Origin of the sequence: Streptomyces sp. WMMB 714 (assembly GCF_900090125.1) — a bacterium.
GTDB classification, from domain to species: Bacteria; Actinomycetota; Actinomycetes; order Streptomycetales; family Streptomycetaceae; genus Streptomyces; species Streptomyces daqingensis.
Window position 1 is genome coordinate 473,649 of sequence record NZ_FMHJ01000006.1, and the last position, 15,157, is coordinate 488,805.

At 74.1% G+C, this 15,157-nt stretch carries 14 protein-coding genes; 10 read left to right on the forward strand and 4 right to left on the reverse strand.

Translation table 11 applies throughout. The features are described from left to right. Positions 1 to 67 precede the first annotated feature (67 nt). Positions 68 to 871, forward strand: coding sequence for an MBL fold metallo-hydrolase (locus H181DRAFT_RS14150; protein ID WP_045864715.1), 804 nt, complete (start codon positions 68 to 70; stop codon positions 869 to 871). Continuing rightward, on the forward strand, positions 871 to 1,584 hold the full coding sequence (locus H181DRAFT_RS14155; protein ID WP_078895724.1) for a DedA family protein: 714 nt from the start codon (positions 871 to 873) through the stop codon (positions 1,582 to 1,584). Before H181DRAFT_RS14150 ends, H181DRAFT_RS14155 begins: the two co-directional genes overlap by 1 nt. A 24-nt stretch (positions 1,585 to 1,608) precedes the next feature. Here the strand turns inward: H181DRAFT_RS14155 and H181DRAFT_RS14160 are convergent, their stop codons facing one another. The 3 genes from H181DRAFT_RS14160 to H181DRAFT_RS14170 all read right to left on the reverse strand — a co-directional run bounded on the left by H181DRAFT_RS14160 (position 1,609) and on the right by H181DRAFT_RS14170 (position 5,130). Next, positions 1,609 to 2,820, reverse strand: coding sequence for an MBL fold metallo-hydrolase (locus H181DRAFT_RS14160; RefSeq protein WP_078895737.1), 1,212 nt, complete (start codon positions 2,818 to 2,820; stop codon positions 1,609 to 1,611). A 17-nt stretch (positions 2,821 to 2,837) separates the two neighbouring features. After that, positions 2,838 to 3,950: an aminotransferase class I/II-fold pyridoxal phosphate-dependent enzyme gene (locus H181DRAFT_RS14165; protein ID WP_045864716.1), complete on the reverse strand. Its 1,113-nt coding sequence runs from the start codon at positions 3,948 to 3,950 to the stop codon at positions 2,838 to 2,840. Positions 3,951 to 4,248: 298 nt separating this feature from the next. Further along, positions 4,249 to 5,130 carry a SigB/SigF/SigG family RNA polymerase sigma factor gene (locus tag H181DRAFT_RS14170; protein WP_078895725.1) on the reverse strand — a complete coding sequence of 294 codons (882 nt, stop codon included), beginning with the start codon at positions 5,128 to 5,130 and terminating at the stop codon, positions 4,249 to 4,251. A 539-nt stretch (positions 5,131 to 5,669) separates the two neighbouring features. On the opposite strand from H181DRAFT_RS14170, the gene H181DRAFT_RS14175 reads away from it, so the two are divergent. The 3 genes from H181DRAFT_RS14175 to H181DRAFT_RS14185 are packed head-to-tail and all read left to right on the forward strand — an operon-like array spanning position 5,670 to position 9,693. After that, positions 5,670 to 7,547 (forward strand): thiamine pyrophosphate-requiring protein, encoded by a 1,878-nt coding sequence (locus tag H181DRAFT_RS14175; protein WP_045864717.1) that lies wholly within the window; start codon positions 5,670 to 5,672, stop codon positions 7,545 to 7,547. Continuing rightward, a complete protein-coding gene (locus H181DRAFT_RS14180; protein WP_254666833.1) occupies positions 7,544 to 9,046 on the forward strand; it encodes an aminotransferase class I/II-fold pyridoxal phosphate-dependent enzyme in 1,503 nt (500 codons plus the stop codon). The genes H181DRAFT_RS14175 and H181DRAFT_RS14180 overlap by 4 nt, the downstream gene beginning before the upstream one ends. Positions 9,047 to 9,048: 2 nt before the next feature. Beyond that, a complete protein-coding gene (locus H181DRAFT_RS14185; protein WP_045864718.1) occupies positions 9,049 to 9,693 on the forward strand; it encodes a hypothetical protein in 645 nt (214 codons plus the stop codon). 99 nt (positions 9,694 to 9,792) lie between these two features. Here H181DRAFT_RS14185 and H181DRAFT_RS14190 read toward each other — a convergent pair whose 3' ends face one another. Beyond that, positions 9,793 to 10,014 (reverse strand): DUF6158 family protein, encoded by a 222-nt coding sequence (locus H181DRAFT_RS14190; RefSeq protein ID WP_045864719.1) that lies wholly within the window; start codon positions 10,012 to 10,014, stop codon positions 9,793 to 9,795. 164 nt (positions 10,015 to 10,178) lie between these two features. On the opposite strand from H181DRAFT_RS14190, the gene H181DRAFT_RS14195 reads away from it, so the two are divergent. The 5 genes from H181DRAFT_RS14195 to H181DRAFT_RS14215 all read left to right on the forward strand — a co-directional run bounded on the left by H181DRAFT_RS14195 (position 10,179) and on the right by H181DRAFT_RS14215 (position 15,006). Beyond that, positions 10,179 to 11,405 carry a baeRF2 domain-containing protein gene (locus tag H181DRAFT_RS14195; RefSeq protein WP_045864720.1) on the forward strand — a complete coding sequence of 409 codons (1,227 nt, stop codon included), beginning with the start codon at positions 10,179 to 10,181 and terminating at the stop codon, positions 11,403 to 11,405. After that, positions 11,392 to 11,790: a DUF2795 domain-containing protein gene (locus tag H181DRAFT_RS14200; protein ID WP_045864828.1), complete on the forward strand. Its 399-nt coding sequence runs from the start codon at positions 11,392 to 11,394 to the stop codon at positions 11,788 to 11,790. Before H181DRAFT_RS14195 ends, H181DRAFT_RS14200 begins: the two co-directional genes overlap by 14 nt. Positions 11,791 to 12,002: 212 nt before the next feature. Then, the gene (locus H181DRAFT_RS14205; protein ID WP_045864721.1) at positions 12,003 to 13,727 is read left to right on the forward strand and encodes a bifunctional phosphatase PAP2/diacylglycerol kinase family protein; all 1,725 of its coding nucleotides are present in this window, start codon (positions 12,003 to 12,005) and stop codon (positions 13,725 to 13,727) included. An 81-nt stretch (positions 13,728 to 13,808) separates the two neighbouring features. Next, positions 13,809 to 14,618 (forward strand): methyltransferase domain-containing protein, encoded by an 810-nt coding sequence (locus tag H181DRAFT_RS14210; protein ID WP_045864722.1) that lies wholly within the window; start codon positions 13,809 to 13,811, stop codon positions 14,616 to 14,618. Between the two features lie 31 nt (positions 14,619 to 14,649). After that, positions 14,650 to 15,006, forward strand: coding sequence for a VOC family protein (locus tag H181DRAFT_RS14215; protein WP_045864723.1), 357 nt, complete (start codon positions 14,650 to 14,652; stop codon positions 15,004 to 15,006). Positions 15,007 to 15,157 lie beyond the last annotated feature (151 nt).

Sequence of the window (15,157 nt, forward strand, 5' to 3'; positions counted from 1 at the left end):
CAGCACAGCGGGAACCGGTCGTTCGGCCGCCGTTCCGGCAGGCCGCACGGCAGCGAGGAGGAACCAGGTGCCGGTGGAAGTCACATGGTGGGGGCACGCCACCACGGCCGTGCGCGACTCGGGAGTGACCGTCCTCACGGATCCGCTTCTCGTCCGGCGCATGGCGCATCTGCGCAGGCGGCGCGGAGAGCTGCCGCCCGCCTCGGCCGCAGAGGCGGACGTCGTGCTCGTCTCCCACCTGCACGCCGACCACCTCCATCTCGGCTCGCTCGCCCGCCTGTCCCCGCAGACCCGGGTGCTCGTCCCGCGCGGGGCGCTCCGTGCCGTCCCCGGGCTGCGGCGGCTCGCTCCGCTCCTGCGGCTGGAGGAGGTCTCCGCCGGCGACTCGGTCGTGGTGGAAGGCGCCGGAGGCGGGGGCGGCGAGGACGGCCGGGTGACCGTACGCGCGGTGCCCGCCGCGCACGACGGACGCCGCCTGCCGTACGGCCCGCACCGCGCGCCCGCTCTCGGGTACGTCGTGGAGGGAGCGGCCCGCACCTACTTCGCAGGGGACACGGGCCTCTTCGACGGCATGGCGGAGGCGGTGGGAGCCGTCGACGTCGCGCTCCTCCCCGTCGGCGGCTGGGGGCCGTGGCTGGGCGAGGGGCACCTGGACGCGGGCCGGGCCGCCGAGGCCCTGACGCGGCTGCGCCCCCGGTACGCGGTGCCCGTGCACTACGGCACGTACTGGCCGATCGGCATGGACGCGGTACGTCCGCACGAATTCCACTCCCCCGGGGACGAGTTCGCGCGGAAGGCCGGGCAGTCGGCGCCCGAGGTGGCGGTGCACCGGCTCGGGCACGGCGAGAGCATAAGGCTGGAGATGGTCTGATGACCGTTCAGCTATTGCCGGGAGTCCGGGGGCCGCACGTCTGGGGGCCGGAAGTCTGGAACCTGGCCGCCGGCTGGGAGGACGGGGCCGCGGCCCTGGTCCCTTCGGAGCCGACCCAGCAGGCCGTCACCTACCCGGCGCTGTTCCTGCTGGTCGTGGTCGGTTCGCTGGTGCCCGTCATCCCGACCGGCGCCCTGGTCAGCGGTGCGGCCGTGGTGGCCCTCCACCAGAGCGTCCCGGCGCTCTCCCTCGCCGCGGTCTTCGGGATCGCGACGGCCGCCGCCTTCCTCGGAGACGTGACGCTCTACTCGCTCGGCCGGCGCGGCGTCGGTTCACGGAACGGATCGCGGTGGCTGGAGCGGCTGCGGGCGCACGCCCCTCCGGACCGTCTCGAACAGGCCCAGCACAAACTCCGGGCCCACGGGGTCGCCGTGCTCGTCCTGTCGCGCCTGGTACCGGCGGGACGCATCCCCGTGATGCTGGCCTGCCTGCTGGCGAGGATGCCGACGCGCGAGTTCGTGCACGGCAACGTCCCCGCCTGCGTGGCCTGGACGGTGACGTACGCGCTCATCGGCATCCTCGGCGGCGTGCTCTTCCCGGAGCCGTGGGAGGGGCTGGTCGCGGCGATCGCCCTGACCGTGCTGATCAGCGTGGCGCCTCCGCTGTGGCACCGGCTGCGGAGGCGGACGGGCAAGGAGACGCCGGCAAGCTGAGGCAAGCGCGGCGGGCCGGGCGGCTCACCGCGGTTCCGGCAGCACGCGCGAGGCTCCGACGGGAAGGTCCCACAAGTCCTCGCGGGGGCGTCCCGTACCGGCCCATGCCGCGCGCACGCGCTCCAGCGGCTCCATCGGGGGCTCCCCGGAGAGCAGGAACGCGCCCCAGTGCATGGGAGCCATGGCCCACGCCCCGACGTCCTCGCACGCCCGTACCGCCTCTTCCGGGCTGGTGTGCACCGGTCCGAGCATCCAGCGCGGCTCGTAGGCACCGATCGGCAGCAGCGCCAGGTCGATGCCGGGGAAGCGGCGGCCGATCTCCGCGAACCAGTGGCCGTACCCGGTGTCGCCGGCGAAGTAGACGCGGCGGCCCCGCTCTTCGGTGAGCATCCAGCCGCCCCAGAGCGACCGGCACGTGTCGGTCAGCGTCCGCCGGGACCAGTGGTGGGCGGGTACGAAGTCCACGCGCACGCGGCCGCCGTCCGGTCCCGGCAGCTCCGCGCCCTCCCACCAGTCCAGATCGGTGACGCTGGTGAAGCCCCGCTTGCGGAACCAGCGCGCCAGGCCGGCGGGCACGAACACATGGGTGTCACGCGGCAGCCGCTTGACGGTGGCCGCGTCGAGGTGGTCGTAGTGGTTGTGGGAGACGACCACGGCGTCGACGGGCGGCAGGTCCTCCCAGGCCACGCCGACCGGGGTGACGCGTGCGGGCGTGCCCGGGATGCGCCGCGACCAGACGGGGTCGGTGAGCACGGTCAGTCCCCCGATCCGCACGATCCAGCTCGCGTGCCCCGCCCAGGTGACGGCGACCGTCGCGGCGTCCGCCGCGGGGAGCGGGCCGGGTTCGCGGGGGATGTCCGCCACCTCCCGCAGCGCGTCGGAGGAGGGGCGCAGCGCGCCCTCCCGGGCCACCCGCGCGAGTGCGCGCACTCCCGGGAGGGGCGACGTCAGACGGTCGGCGAAGGAGCGCGGCCAGAGGCGCCGCGCCCCCAGCGGCTGCGGTGCGGGCGGAGCCTGCCGGCCGCCGGGTACCTCGCCCGTCCGGACGGGCGTCCGGAACCGGCTCCCGTCCCGTGCCGGGGGAGGGTTCTGCGGACGATCGGGCGGAAGCCCGCGGTGCTGCTGCGGCGAACTCTCGGGCGGGTTCGCCTGCGAACTCTCGGGCGGGTTCCGCTGCGAGCTCTCGGGCTGGCTCTGCGGAGAGCTCTCGGTGTGCGTCTCATGCTCTGTCAGCATCCGGTCCGGTTCCACAATCACTCCCCGGGAGCGGTCAGTCCGTGGAGAACAGATCTCAGCGAGTCGAGTGCCCCGCTGACATCCGGTGAAGCAAACGGCGCCGGGCCGGGGGGCCCTGCCGTCAGCAGGCCGCCGGAGAGCTGCACGCGCAGTGCCTGCGGCTCGTCGCCGAGCCGGTGCCCGCCTTTCGCGTACGGGCCGAGCCGCCGCACCAGTTCGGCTTCCAGACCGGCGGAGTCCTTGACGCCGTGGGCCTCCAGCCGCGGGCGCAGCGGCTCCAGATCGGCGTAGACGTGCCGTCCTGCCCGCGGCGGCCTGCACAGGGCGCCGGCCTCGGTGCAGACGTCGTGGAGCGCACCGAGGAGCGCACCGTGCGAACGGGCCGCTGTCGCCCGGTGCGTGCGCGCCGCTTCGGGTTCGGTGAGGGCGTCGGCGACCACCGCGTCCGCCGGCGCGTGCAGTTGTGCGTCGAGCGCCGCGAGGACGGCGCGCACCGATCCGGCGAGGCCGTGGCCGCGCCCGCTGTCGGGGAACCGGGCGATCCCCGCCTGCGGCCCGTGCGGGAGCAGCGATTCGCCCAGGCCCACGAGGACGACGACGGCGTCGGACTCCCGTCCGCCGTGCACCATCTCCGCGGGAGAGACGAGGACGGTGTCGTGCGGCACGTGTGAGGTGTCGCGCCAGCTCTCGTCGCTGACGATCAGCAGCCCGTCGTCTCCCGCGGCCTCGCACACCTCGTGGAGCAGTTCGGGCGGCGCGACGGTTCCGGTGCAGTCGTCGGCCACCGAGAGGACGAGGACACGCGGCTCCTCGCCCTCCGCACGGGCGCGCCGCACCGTCTCGCGCAGGGCGACCGGGTCCGGAACTCCCCCGCACTCCACGGGCACGGGGACGGTGTGCACGGGGCGGTCCAGCAGCCGGGCCTGCGGAGCGTGCCAGCCGGCGCTGGGGCGCGGGAGGAGGACGGAGCCCTCGCCCGCGGCGGCGAGGACGGCGAGCAGCAGCAGCCGGGCGCTGGGCGCGGCGACGACCTGGCCGGGGCGGGTGGGCATCCCCCGGCGCTGCCAGTAGCCGCACGCGGCGACCGCGACGGCCGGACTGCCCTGCCGTGCCTGGCTGTCAGCCTCCATCGTCCGCCTCCGACGCGCTCCGTGACCCGACGACCCCGCGACACGTCCAGCTTCGCAGACAGGGACGAGTCCGACACGCGCGGAACGGACGCCGGGGGCCGGGCGGCGGCATGGGCCGCCCCGAACACCCGTACGTCGAGAACCGGTTGGGGCCGCCGGACCGCCCGTCTCAGCGCGCCGCAGGAGGGGCGGTGCGCGCGTTCCGCACACCGCCCCTCCGCTCGCGGCGTCCACCGGGGCCGCCCGAATGTCTGATGACCGCGCCCGCGTGACCGTCCCGCGAGCCGGACGGGACGCCTCAGGCGGCCAGGGGCTGCGCCGGGGCGGGCTCGGTCTCCGCCGGAGCGGCGGGCACGGACCGGAGCGTGGCCTCCTGCGCGTCCATGTCCCCGTCCACCTCCGCGTGGAGGCGCTCGCAGGTGCGGCTGATGAGCCGTGAGACGTGCATCTGCGAGATGCCGAGCCGTTCCGCGATCTTGATCTGCGTCATGTCGCAGAAGAAGCGCAGGTACAGGATGTGGCGTTCACGCTCCGGCAGCCTCTCCAGCCGGGGCTTGACCGACTCCCTGTAGACCACGTGGTCGAAGCCGGGTTCGGCGCGTCCCAGGGTGTCGGACAGCGAGTAGCCGTCGTCCGACCCGGGGAGCTCGGCGTCCAGCGAGAGCGTGCTGTAGCTCTCCAGCGCCTCCATCCCCACCAGCACGTCCTCCTCGGACATGCCGCTGTGTTCGGCCACCTCGGCGACGGACGGGCTGCGTCCGCCCGCGGAGAGGCTCAGTTCGCGCCTGCTGTTGCGCACGCGGTTGCGCAGTTCCTGAACACGCCGGGGCACGTGGACGCCCCACAGGTGGTCACGGAAGTGGCGCTTGATCTCACCCACGATGGTGGGCACCGCGAAGCTCTCGAACGCGCTGCCGCGGTCGGGGTCGTAGCGTGTGACGGCCTTGACCAGGCCGAGAGAGGCGACCTGCTGCAGGTCCTCCAGGGTCTCGCCGCGGTTGCGGAACCGCTGGGCGAGTCGCCGGGCCATCGGCATCCAGGCACGTACCACTTCCTGCCGCGCGCGCTCCTTCTCCGGTCCGTCCGGGAGCGAGGCGATACGGCGGAAGTCCGCTGCCGTGTCGGGGGCGTCGTCGTGCGGGTGGCGGGCACTCCTCGTACGTGTTCGTACGGTCGTCATCCTGTGCTGCCCTACTTCCCTAGGTGTACTCCATCGAGCGAACACCGCGGGATGAGGCACCTGGCGGGAGGACTGACAGCCCTGACGAGACAGAGCTCTCGTTCCCGCGGATGTGCCTTCTTGCCGAAGCACGTAGTTGTGCGTCTGCCCGGGGCCCCCTGCCGCAAACGTCAACGGTTCCGGCTCTCTTGCGCGTTCGGCGCCCGCGACCCGGCGCCCCGCCGCGACGGGGTTTCCTGCCGTCACGCGCGGTAACCCGGAGCGGCATGGCACCCCCGACGACATACGGACACCTCCGGTTCAGGAGTCCGCGGTTCCGCGCCCGGGCGGCCGGGCCGGGCGCCCCTCCCGTCCACCGGGCCGCCCCCGGCCTCCCGGGACCTTCCGGCTTCCGCCGCGTCGGGGTGCTGCCCGCCGCGCACGGCTGAGGCCGGCGACGGCGGCCCGGCCGAGACGCCACCGGCCGGGGCCGGACCGCCCGCCCGCCGGCATCGCCGGGTCAGGGCCCTGTGGCGACGAACGCGAGAGGAGCACCCCCGATGCCCGAGAAGGTTTCCGACTACGTCCTGCGCCGGCTGCGCGAGTGGGAGGTCGAGCACGTCTTCGGCTACCCCGGCGACGGCATCAACGGCCTGCTCGCCGCCTGGGAACGCGCCGGGAACGAGCCCCGCTTCGTGCAGTCCAGGCACGAGGAGACGGCCGCGTTCGAGGCCGTCGGGTACGCGAAGTTCAGCGGCAGGCTCGGCGTGTGCACCGCCACTTCGGGGCCCGGCGCGATCCACCTGCTCAACGGCCTCTACGACGCCAAGCTCGACCACGTGCCCGTCGTGGCGATCCTCGGGCAGACGGCGCGCTCCGCGATGGGGGGCTCCTACCAGCAGGAAGTCGACCTGCACTCGCTCTTCAAGGACGTCGCCTCCGAGTTCCTGGAGACGGTCACCGTCCCCGAGCAGCTGCCCAACGTCCTCGACCGCGCCATCCGGACCGCCTACGGACGGCGCGCCCCGACGGCCGTCATCATCCCCGCGGACGTGCAGGACCTCGAATACGAGGCGCCCGGCCACGAGTTCAAGATGGTGCCCTCCAGCCTCGGCAGCAGCGGCTGGCAGGCGGAACCCTCCGAGGGGGCCCTCGACCACGCCGCCGAGGTGCTCAACGCCGGCAGGAAGGTGGCGATCCTCGTCGGGCAGGGCGCGCGCGGCGCGCGTGCCGAGGTGGAGCAGGTGGCCGGGACCCTCCAGGCGGGCGTCGCCAAGGCGCTGCTCGGCCTGGACGTGCTGCCCGACACGCTTCCCTACGTCACCGGCTCCATCGGCCTGCTCGGCACCCGCCCCAGCTACGAGCTGATGCGGGACTGCGACACGCTGCTGACCATCGGGTCGAGCATGCCCTACAGCCAGTTCCTGCCGCCCTACGGCAAGGCACGCGCCGTGCAGATCGACCTCGACCCGCACATGGTGGGGATGCGCTACCCCTACGAGGTCAACCTCGTCGGCGACGCGAAGACGACGCTGAAGAAGCTGCTGCCCCGGCTCCGCCAGAACGACGAGGGGATCGAGTGGCACGAGGAGCTGATGGCCTCCGTCGACCGGTGGAAGGAGGTGATGCGCCGCAGGGCCGAGGTGAGCGCCGACCCCGTCAACCCCGAGTACGTCGCGCACTGCCTCGATCCGCTGCTGCCGGACGACGCGATCCTCACCGCCGACTCCGGTTCGGCCACCAACTGGTACGCCCGCCACGTGACGATGCGCGGCACCATGCGCGGCTCCCTGTCGGGGACGCTCGCGACGATGGGCTGCGGCGTCCCGTACGCGATCGGCGCGAAGTTCGCCCACCCCGGCCGGCCGGTGATCGCTCTCGTCGGGGACGGGGCGATGCAGATGAACGGCATGGCGGAGCTGATCACCCTCGCCAAGTACCGCATGACATGGGACGATCCGCGGCTCGTCGTCGGCATCTGGAACAACCGCGACCTCAACCAGGTCACCTGGGAGATGCGGGCCATGAGCGGCTCGCCGCAGTTCGTGCCCTCCCAGTCGCTGCCGGACGTCTCCTACGCTGCCTTCGCACGCTCCCTCGGGATGACGGGCATCCGCGTCGAGAAGCCCGGCGACGTGCAGAGCGCCTGGCGGGAGGCGCTGGCCTCCGAGGGGCCGGCCGTCGTGGAGTTCATGACGGACCCCTCGGTGCCCCCGATCCCGCCGCACGCCGACTGGGACCAGATCGAGGCCACCGCCGCGTCCATCCTCAGGGGCGACAGCGACCGCAAGGCGATGGTCAAGCAGGGGATCAAGGCGAAGGTGCAGGAGTTCCTTCCGGGCGGCAGGCCCCACCCCTCGGAGCGGTCCCGCAAGGCCGAGAAGCGCGGCGAGTCCGACCCGGCGTCCGCGCCTCGCGAGCCGGACAGCGGGGCGTGAGCGGCGTGACGGCCGCACAGGCCGGTCCGGCCGGGCTCGATCACTCGCGGGCCCCCGTGCTGGAAGCCCTCGCCGACTACAAGCGCAGGCACCGCGGCCGCAACTTCTCACCGCCCGGCCACAAGCAGGGCGGCGGGGTGGACCCGCGCGTCCTCGACGTGCTCGGCGAGGACGTGTTCGCGTCCGACGTGCTCGCGCTGAACGGCCTGGACGACCGCCGCATGTCGCAGCAGGTGCTGGGCCGCGCCCAGGAGCTGATGGCCGACGCGGTCGACGCCGAACGCGCGTACTTCTCCACGTGCGGCAGCTCGCTGTCCGTCAAGTCGGCGATGCTGGCGGTCGCGGGGCCGCACGAGAAGCTGCTGGTCTCACGCAACGCTCACAAGTCGGTGGTGGCGGGACTGGTGCTGGCCGGCATCGACCCGGTGTGGGTCGAGCCCCGGTTCGACGCGCGATGGCACTTCGCGCATCCGCCGGGCCCGGAGGAGGTCGCCGAGGCCTTCGACCGGGAGCCGTCGGCCCGTGGCATGGTGCTCATCACGCCCACGGCGTACGGGACTTGCGCGGACATCGCGGGTGTCGCGGAAGTCTGCCACCGGCGGGGCAGGCCGCTCGTCGTCGACGAGGCGTGGGGCGCGCACCTGCCCTTCCACTCCGATCTGCCGAGCTGGGCGATGGACGCCGGGGCGGACGTGTGCGTCACGAGCGTCCACAAGATGGGAGGGGGCCTCGAACAGGGGTCGGTCTTCCACCAGCAGGGCGGCCTCGTCGATCCGGCCGTGCTGAAGCTGCGGGAGGACCTGCTGGGCACGACGAGCCCGTCCGTCCTGATGTACGCGGCCCTCGACGGCTGGCGGCGCCACATGGTCCAGGACGGCACGCGTCTGCTCGACCGGGCCCTGGAACTGGCGCACTCCCTGCGCGGCCGCATCGCCGCACTCCCCGGCCTGCGCCCGCTGTCGTCCGAACTGACGGGCCCGGGAGGGGCGTTCGAGTACGACCCGCTGGTCCTCGTCCTCGACGTGGCCGGCCTCGGCACGAGCGGGTACGCCGTCGCGGACCTGCTGCGCGAGAAGTGGCAGATCAACGTGGGCCTGGCGGACCACCGCCGCGTCATCGCCAACCTCACCCACGCCGACGACGAGGACTCGGCCGGGGCGCTGCTGGGCGCCCTGAGCGACCTCGCCGGACGGAGCGGCACGCTCCCCGGCCCGGTCGACGTCCGGCTGCCCTCGCCCGAGGGCCTGCGCCTGGAGACGGTGATGCTCCCGCGCGACGCCTACTTCGGGCCTGCCGAGCAGGTGCCGATCGAGGAGGCCGCGGGGCGCGTCGCCGCCGAACCGGCGAGCCCGTACCCGCCGGGGGTGCCGGTCGTCGTGCCGGGCGAGCGGATCGGGAGTGAGGCGCTGGAGTACCTGCGCACAGGGGTCGCCGCCGGTCTGTACGTACCGGACACGGCCGATGCGTCCCTGCGCACCCTGCGAGTCGTGAAGGAGTAGAGATGCCCGGGTTCCTGCCCGTCCGCCGGGGGGTGGACACCGGCGCCGGGGTGGAGGACGCCACGGTCCGCTACCTGATGTACGGGTTGCTGCCGTCGTGGTTCCTGCCCGGCCTGGCCGACTGGTGGCTGCACAAGCGCAGCCGCATCGAGGACTCCCCGGCCACGCGGGAGTCGCTCATCCACTCCCTGATGATGGCGGAGGTGGGCGCGCCGATCGGGTTGACCCTGCTGTGCAAGGTCAACCCCCTGCTGCTCACCGTGCAGTTGGGCGCCGCCGCGGCACACGAGGCGACCGCGGTCTGGGACGTCCGCACGGCCCACCACAGCGACCGGGAGATCAAGCCCGTCGAGCAGCACGTGCACAGCTTCCTCGAGTCGCTGCCGTTCAGCGCGCTGGCCTCCCTGATGTGCCTCCACCCGGAGCAGGTCCGCTCGCTGCTGCGGGGCGGCCGGGGCGACCGCAACGCCTGGCGGCTGGTCCTGCGGAAGCCGCCTCTGCCGCGCAAGTACCTGGCCGGGATCACCCTCGCGTTCGGCGTGTGCGTGGCCCTCCCGTACGCGGAGGAGCTGCTGCGCTGCGTACGGGCCGACCGGCGTCGCGCCGCCGCACGCGAGGACGGCCCCGCCCGCGGCACGGAAGGCTGACCCGGCCGCCCGCCGGACGCGCCCCGGCAAGCGGAACGGCGGGGCGCGTCCGGGCCGCCTGCCCGGGGCGCGGCCGGCTGCGGCCGGTCGCCCGGGCCGTCACTCGCCGCGGGCGCGGGCTCCCTCCCGGGTGCGGCCGGGCGAGACCGGACGCTCCGGGTGGCGGCGCAGGTACTCCGCCTCCAGCTCCGTCATGCGGACGCTGTGCGCGGACAGCGCGTCGTCGGGAGCGTGCAGCAGGGTGTCGTGCCGTGTGCGGTGGATGTTCTCCAGCTCCCTGAGCAGGTCCGCGTCGCTCAGCTGACGTGGATCGATTCCCATGGGTCTCCCTCTCTGTCCTTCGGCGGTGCGTACACCGGCCCGTCGCCTCCGCGTGCGGCGGTACGGGCGCCCGCTCCGGTACGGGCCGCGCGGCAGGCCGCTGTTTCCTCGTGTTGCCCGCGACGGGCCGGGTACCCGGCGTGCGCAATCCAAGGAGGGAATCAATGGATCTCGGATTCCTCGGCCCGCTCTTCGAGCGCGAGGGCCCATGGGCGTCGGTCTACTTCGACACCACCACGGCCTCCGAGGACGCGGCGGCACGCAGGGAGCTGACCGCCCGCTCAGCCGTCGACCGCCTGAAGGAGCAGGGCGCGGACGAGAAGACGTGCCGCGCCGTCTCGGACCGGCTCACCTCACTTCCCGTCGGCCGGGCTCCCGGCTACGCGGTCTTCGCCACGCACGGCGAGGTGGTGCTCGACACGGAGCTGACGGTCCCGCCGCCCGAGGGCGGCCATCCCCCGGTCTCCTGGCAGGCGCTGCCGCGCCTCGGCCCCCTCGTGGAGCTCGCGGACAGCGATCCGTCCTGCCTGGTGGCCTACATCGACCGCAAGGGAGCCGAATTCGAGCTCCGCGGCTCCGTCGGCTCGCACAGCGCGGGCCGCGTCACCGGCGCCGAGTGGCCGGTGCACCGCACCCCCTCGGGCGACTGGTCGGAGCGGCACTTCCAGACCGCCGTGGAGAACACGTGGGAGCAGAACGCCGCGGAGATCGCCGACGAGCTGCGCAACCGCTGGGAGAAGTGCGGAGCCCGGCTCGTGGTCCTCGCGGGCGACAGCCGCGAACGCCACGCCGTCCACGACCGCCTGCCGCCCGACCTGCGGGAACGCACGTTCCAGGCCGAGCACGGCGTACGGGCCGACAGCGGCCCCGAAGGGCCCGCCTCCAACACGGCCAGCGGCCGGAAGCTGCTGGACGAGGAGGTCGCCCAGGCCCGTGCCGCCTTCGCGCGGCGCAGCGCGGCGGCCGTACTGGAGCGGTTCCAGGCCGGACGCTCGCCGGGCGAGGAGGGCCGCGTCCACGCCGCCGAGGGCGTGCCCGCGCTGGTCGAGGCGGCACGGGAGCACCGCATCGCCGTGCTGCTGGTGCGTCCGGAAGGCCCCGACCTGCACCGCGAGGTCTGGGTCGGCGACCATCCGGACCAGGTCGCGGCACGCCGCACCGAACCCCAGTACCTGGGCGAGACCGAGCCGTCGTCCGCGCGCGCCGACGACGCGCTGCTGCGCTCCGCCGCCACGACGGGCGCCGAAGTGCTGCGCGTACGGCCGTCGGACGTGCCCGAGGGCGTGCCGGAAGAGCTGCCGGACGGCGGCCTGGGCGCGCTGCTGCGCTGGGCGCACGGAGGAGGACCGGAAGGAGGCGGAACCGGTGGCGGACAACATGCAACGCGGTAGCGACCACCTGAGCCCCCACCGCGACGACGAGGCCAAGCGCGAGCTGCAGGGCTGGCTGAGGTCGGGGCACCCCACCCGCGCCGAGGAGTGGGACGACGCCGAGCCCGGGGCGGACGACGACCCGGAGCTCACCAGCCGTCCCGTACCGCCGGCCGGTGCGCCGACCCCGCAGGAGGCCGAGGACGAGGCGCTCCGCTCCGACCTGGCCAGGCATCTGGGGCGGCACTCGTTCCCCGCCGGGCGCGAAGCCCTCAAGCGTGAGCTGATGGACCAGTACGCGCCCGATCCGCTGGTGGACGTGGTGCGGCGGCTGCCGAAGGAGGGCGGCACGTACGCGAACGTCCAGGAGGTGATGGCCGCGCTCGGCCGCAAGCCCCGCGCCTGAGGGGCCGTCCGGCCCGGGACTCGCGCCGGCGCCCGGCCGCCCGGAGCGGCCCGGCGCCGGCGCGGCACGTGCGACCGGTGTTTTCGGCTCCCGCCCGAGCGGCGGGAGCCGTTCGCCGGGCGGCGTGCGCGGGGAAGCGACGGGCACGCGGTCGGCGGGTGGCGGCGGGCCGTCAAGGTTTACCGGCATCCGGGTCGGAGAAAGCGAGCCTCATGGCGAGGTTCAGCAGTCTCACAGGGCTCGGCGCACGCGACGGTGCAGGTCGCGGGCGGGTCTCCACGATGCGCCGGTCGCGTGCCGCCTGGCGGCGGCCCGGTCCGTCGGTCCTGGAGGCGGCGGTCTCCGCCGTGTCGAACAATCCGGACACGGGGCGCTCGGGCAGGCCCGCCTGGCGGGACTGGCCCGGATGGCAGGCCTGGTCCGCGGCGGACCGGTCCGTCTTCGAGCTGGTCGCCAAGCGCGACTGGCCGGGGCCCGAGCGGATCCTGCCGCGGCTGAGCCGCAGCGCCAATCACGGACGGCTGTGGTTCGCGGTCGCGGGGGCGATCGCGCTCAGCAACACCCCGCGTGCACGCAGGTGCGCCGCCCGCGGCCTGGCGTCGCTCGCGGTCGCCTCGGCCACCGTCAACACCCTCGGCAAGCGTTCGGTCCGCCGGCAGCGTCCGGTCCTGGACGCGGTGCCGGTGATAAGGCAGCTGCACCGCCAGCCGGTGACGACGTCCTTCCCCTCGGGGCACGCGGCGTCCGCCGCGGCCTTCGTGACGGGCGTGGCGCTGGAGTCGCCGCGCTGGGGCGCGGTGGTGGCTCCCGTCGCGGCGGCGGTGGCGTTCTCACGCGTCTACACCGGCGTCCATTACCCGAGCGACGTGCTGGTCGGGGCGGCGCTCGGTGTGGGGTCGGCGTTCGCGGTGCGGGGCATCGCCCCGACCCGGTCCCAACTGCCCTCCCCCGGGCGCCCGTTGGTGGACGCGCCGGCGCTGCCGGAAGGGCTCGGGCTGGTGCTGGTGGCCAACGCGCGCTCCGGCTCCCGCGAGGAGCCCCGCGACCCGGTCGAGGAGGACGCCGAGCTGGAGGAGCCGGCGTCGCTGGGCGTGGTGCGCGACATGCTGCCCAAGGCGGAGATCGTCTGCTGCGACCCGAGGTCGGGTCAGCTGGACGAGAAGCTCGGCCAGGCCGCGCGGCGGGCCGCGGAACTCGGCGGCGCCCTGGGCGTCTGCGGCGGCGACGGCACAGTCAACACCGCCGCGACCCACGCCCTGCGGGCCGGTGTGCCGCTGGCGGTGCTGCCGGGCGGGACGCACAACCACTTCGCGTACGACCTGGGCATCGAGGAGTTCGCCGACACCTGCCGTGCCGTGCAGACGGGCGACGCGGTGGCCGTCGACCTCGGGCGCTTCACCCCGCAGCCCTCGCACTCCGGCGACGAGGACGTGGAACGCGAGCCCGGGTACTTCCTGAACACCTTCAGCCTCGGCGCCTACCCGGAGCTCGTCCGCATCCGCGAGAGGTGGGCGCACCGTATCGGGCCGTGGCCGGCGGGAGTCCTGGCGGCGCTGCGGGTGCTGCGCACCAGCGGTCCGGTGGAGGCCGGGCTCGGCGGCAAGGAGCGCGCGCTGTGGCTGCTGTTCGCGGGCAACTGCGCCTACCGCGTCGGGATGGCGCCGGTGCGGCGGCACGACCTCGCCGACGGGCAGCTGGACATCCGGCTCGTCGGAGCGGGCCGCTGGGCCCGTACCCGCCTGTTCGTCGCGGCCCTCACCAGCACCGTCGGCCGCTCCCCGCTGCACAGCACGCGGCGGCTGCGGAGGCTGATGATCTCCGACATCCCGTCGGGGACGCATCTCAGCTACGACGGCGAAGTGGCCCCGGCGCCGCGCCGGCTGCTGCTGGACAAGCAGCACGAGGCGCTGACGGTCTACCGGCCGCTGGAGCAGTGAGGGGTCCCGGACCCTTGGCGCGCCGCCCGCCATGCGAGACGGATCTGTCCAGTACGTGAACGTCGGCCGTAGGCTGCCGTCATGCCGAAGGAGACCGCGACCTACACGCACGGCCACCATCCGTCCGTCCTGCGCTCGCACACATGGCGCACGGCCGCGAACTCGGCCGCGTACCTCGTGGGCGAACTCGCCCCGGACACACGCCTTCTGGACATCGGCTGCGGGCCCGGGACCATCACCGCGGACTTGGCCGCCCTCGTGCCGGACGGCCGCGTCACGGGTATGGACGCCGCCGCGGACGTCCTCGACCAGGCGCGGGCAGAGGCCGCGGGACGCGGTCTGACGAACACCGCCTTCGCGGTCGGCGACGTCCACGCCCTCGGCTTCGCCGACGGGTCCTTCGACGTCGTGCACGCCCATCAAGTGCTGCAGCACGTGGGCGATCCGGTGGGCGCCCTGCGCGAGATGTGGCGCGTGTGCCGGCCCGGGGGGCTGGTCGCGGCCAGGGACTCCGACTACGGCGCCATGTTCTGGTATCCGCGGACCGAGGGGCTCGACGAGTGGCGGGAGTTGTACCGCCGCGTCGCCCGGGGCAACGGCGGTGAACCCGACGCCGGCCGCCGCCTGCACGTCTGGGCGCGGGAGGCGGGGTTCACGCAGGTCGCGTCGTCGTCGAGCGTGTGGTGCTTCGCCACTGCCGAGGAGCGCCGGTGGTGGAGCGGCCTGTGGGCGGAGCGTACCCTCGCGTCCTCCTTCGCGCGGACGGCCGTCGACGGCGGGTTCGCGACGGCCGCCCGGCTCGACGACGCGGCGCGGGCGTGGCGGGAGTGGGGTGCGCGGGAAGACGGGTGGTTCGGTGTGCCCCACGGAGAGATCCTCTGCCGGGCCTGACGACGGGTAAGTCCCCAACTAGGCTCGTTCCATGGACATTCTGGGGACTTCACTGCGCGTGTGCGTCGACGATCTGGACGCGGCCGTTCCGGCGTACGAACGACTGGCGAGCGCCGAGGCGGTGCGTTTCGCGCAAGGACCGGTCTCGGTGGCGGCTGTCGGGCCGTTCTTCCTGATGAGCGGTCCCGCGGAGCACATGGAGATCCTCCGGAAGATCGCCGCGACGCTCGCTGTGAAGGACGTCGACGAGGCCGTCGCCGATCTGAAGGCCGTGGGCGCCCAGATCATCGCGGGCCCGAAGGAGACGCCCATCGGACGGAACGTGGTGGCACGGCACCCCGACGGCAGCGTCTTCGAGTACATGGACCGGCAGGGGGCGGACAGCTAGGGCGTGTCTCAAAGTAGCGTCGTCCGGCCGTAGGCCGGGGGACGCGGTGTCTGGTGCGTGCGATCGCAAGGCGGAGGGTGGGGGCACCTCCCAGGCCGCGAGGCCGAGGGGGAGAGAGCGCAGCGGGCTGCGCCGACGACCGACAACGCAG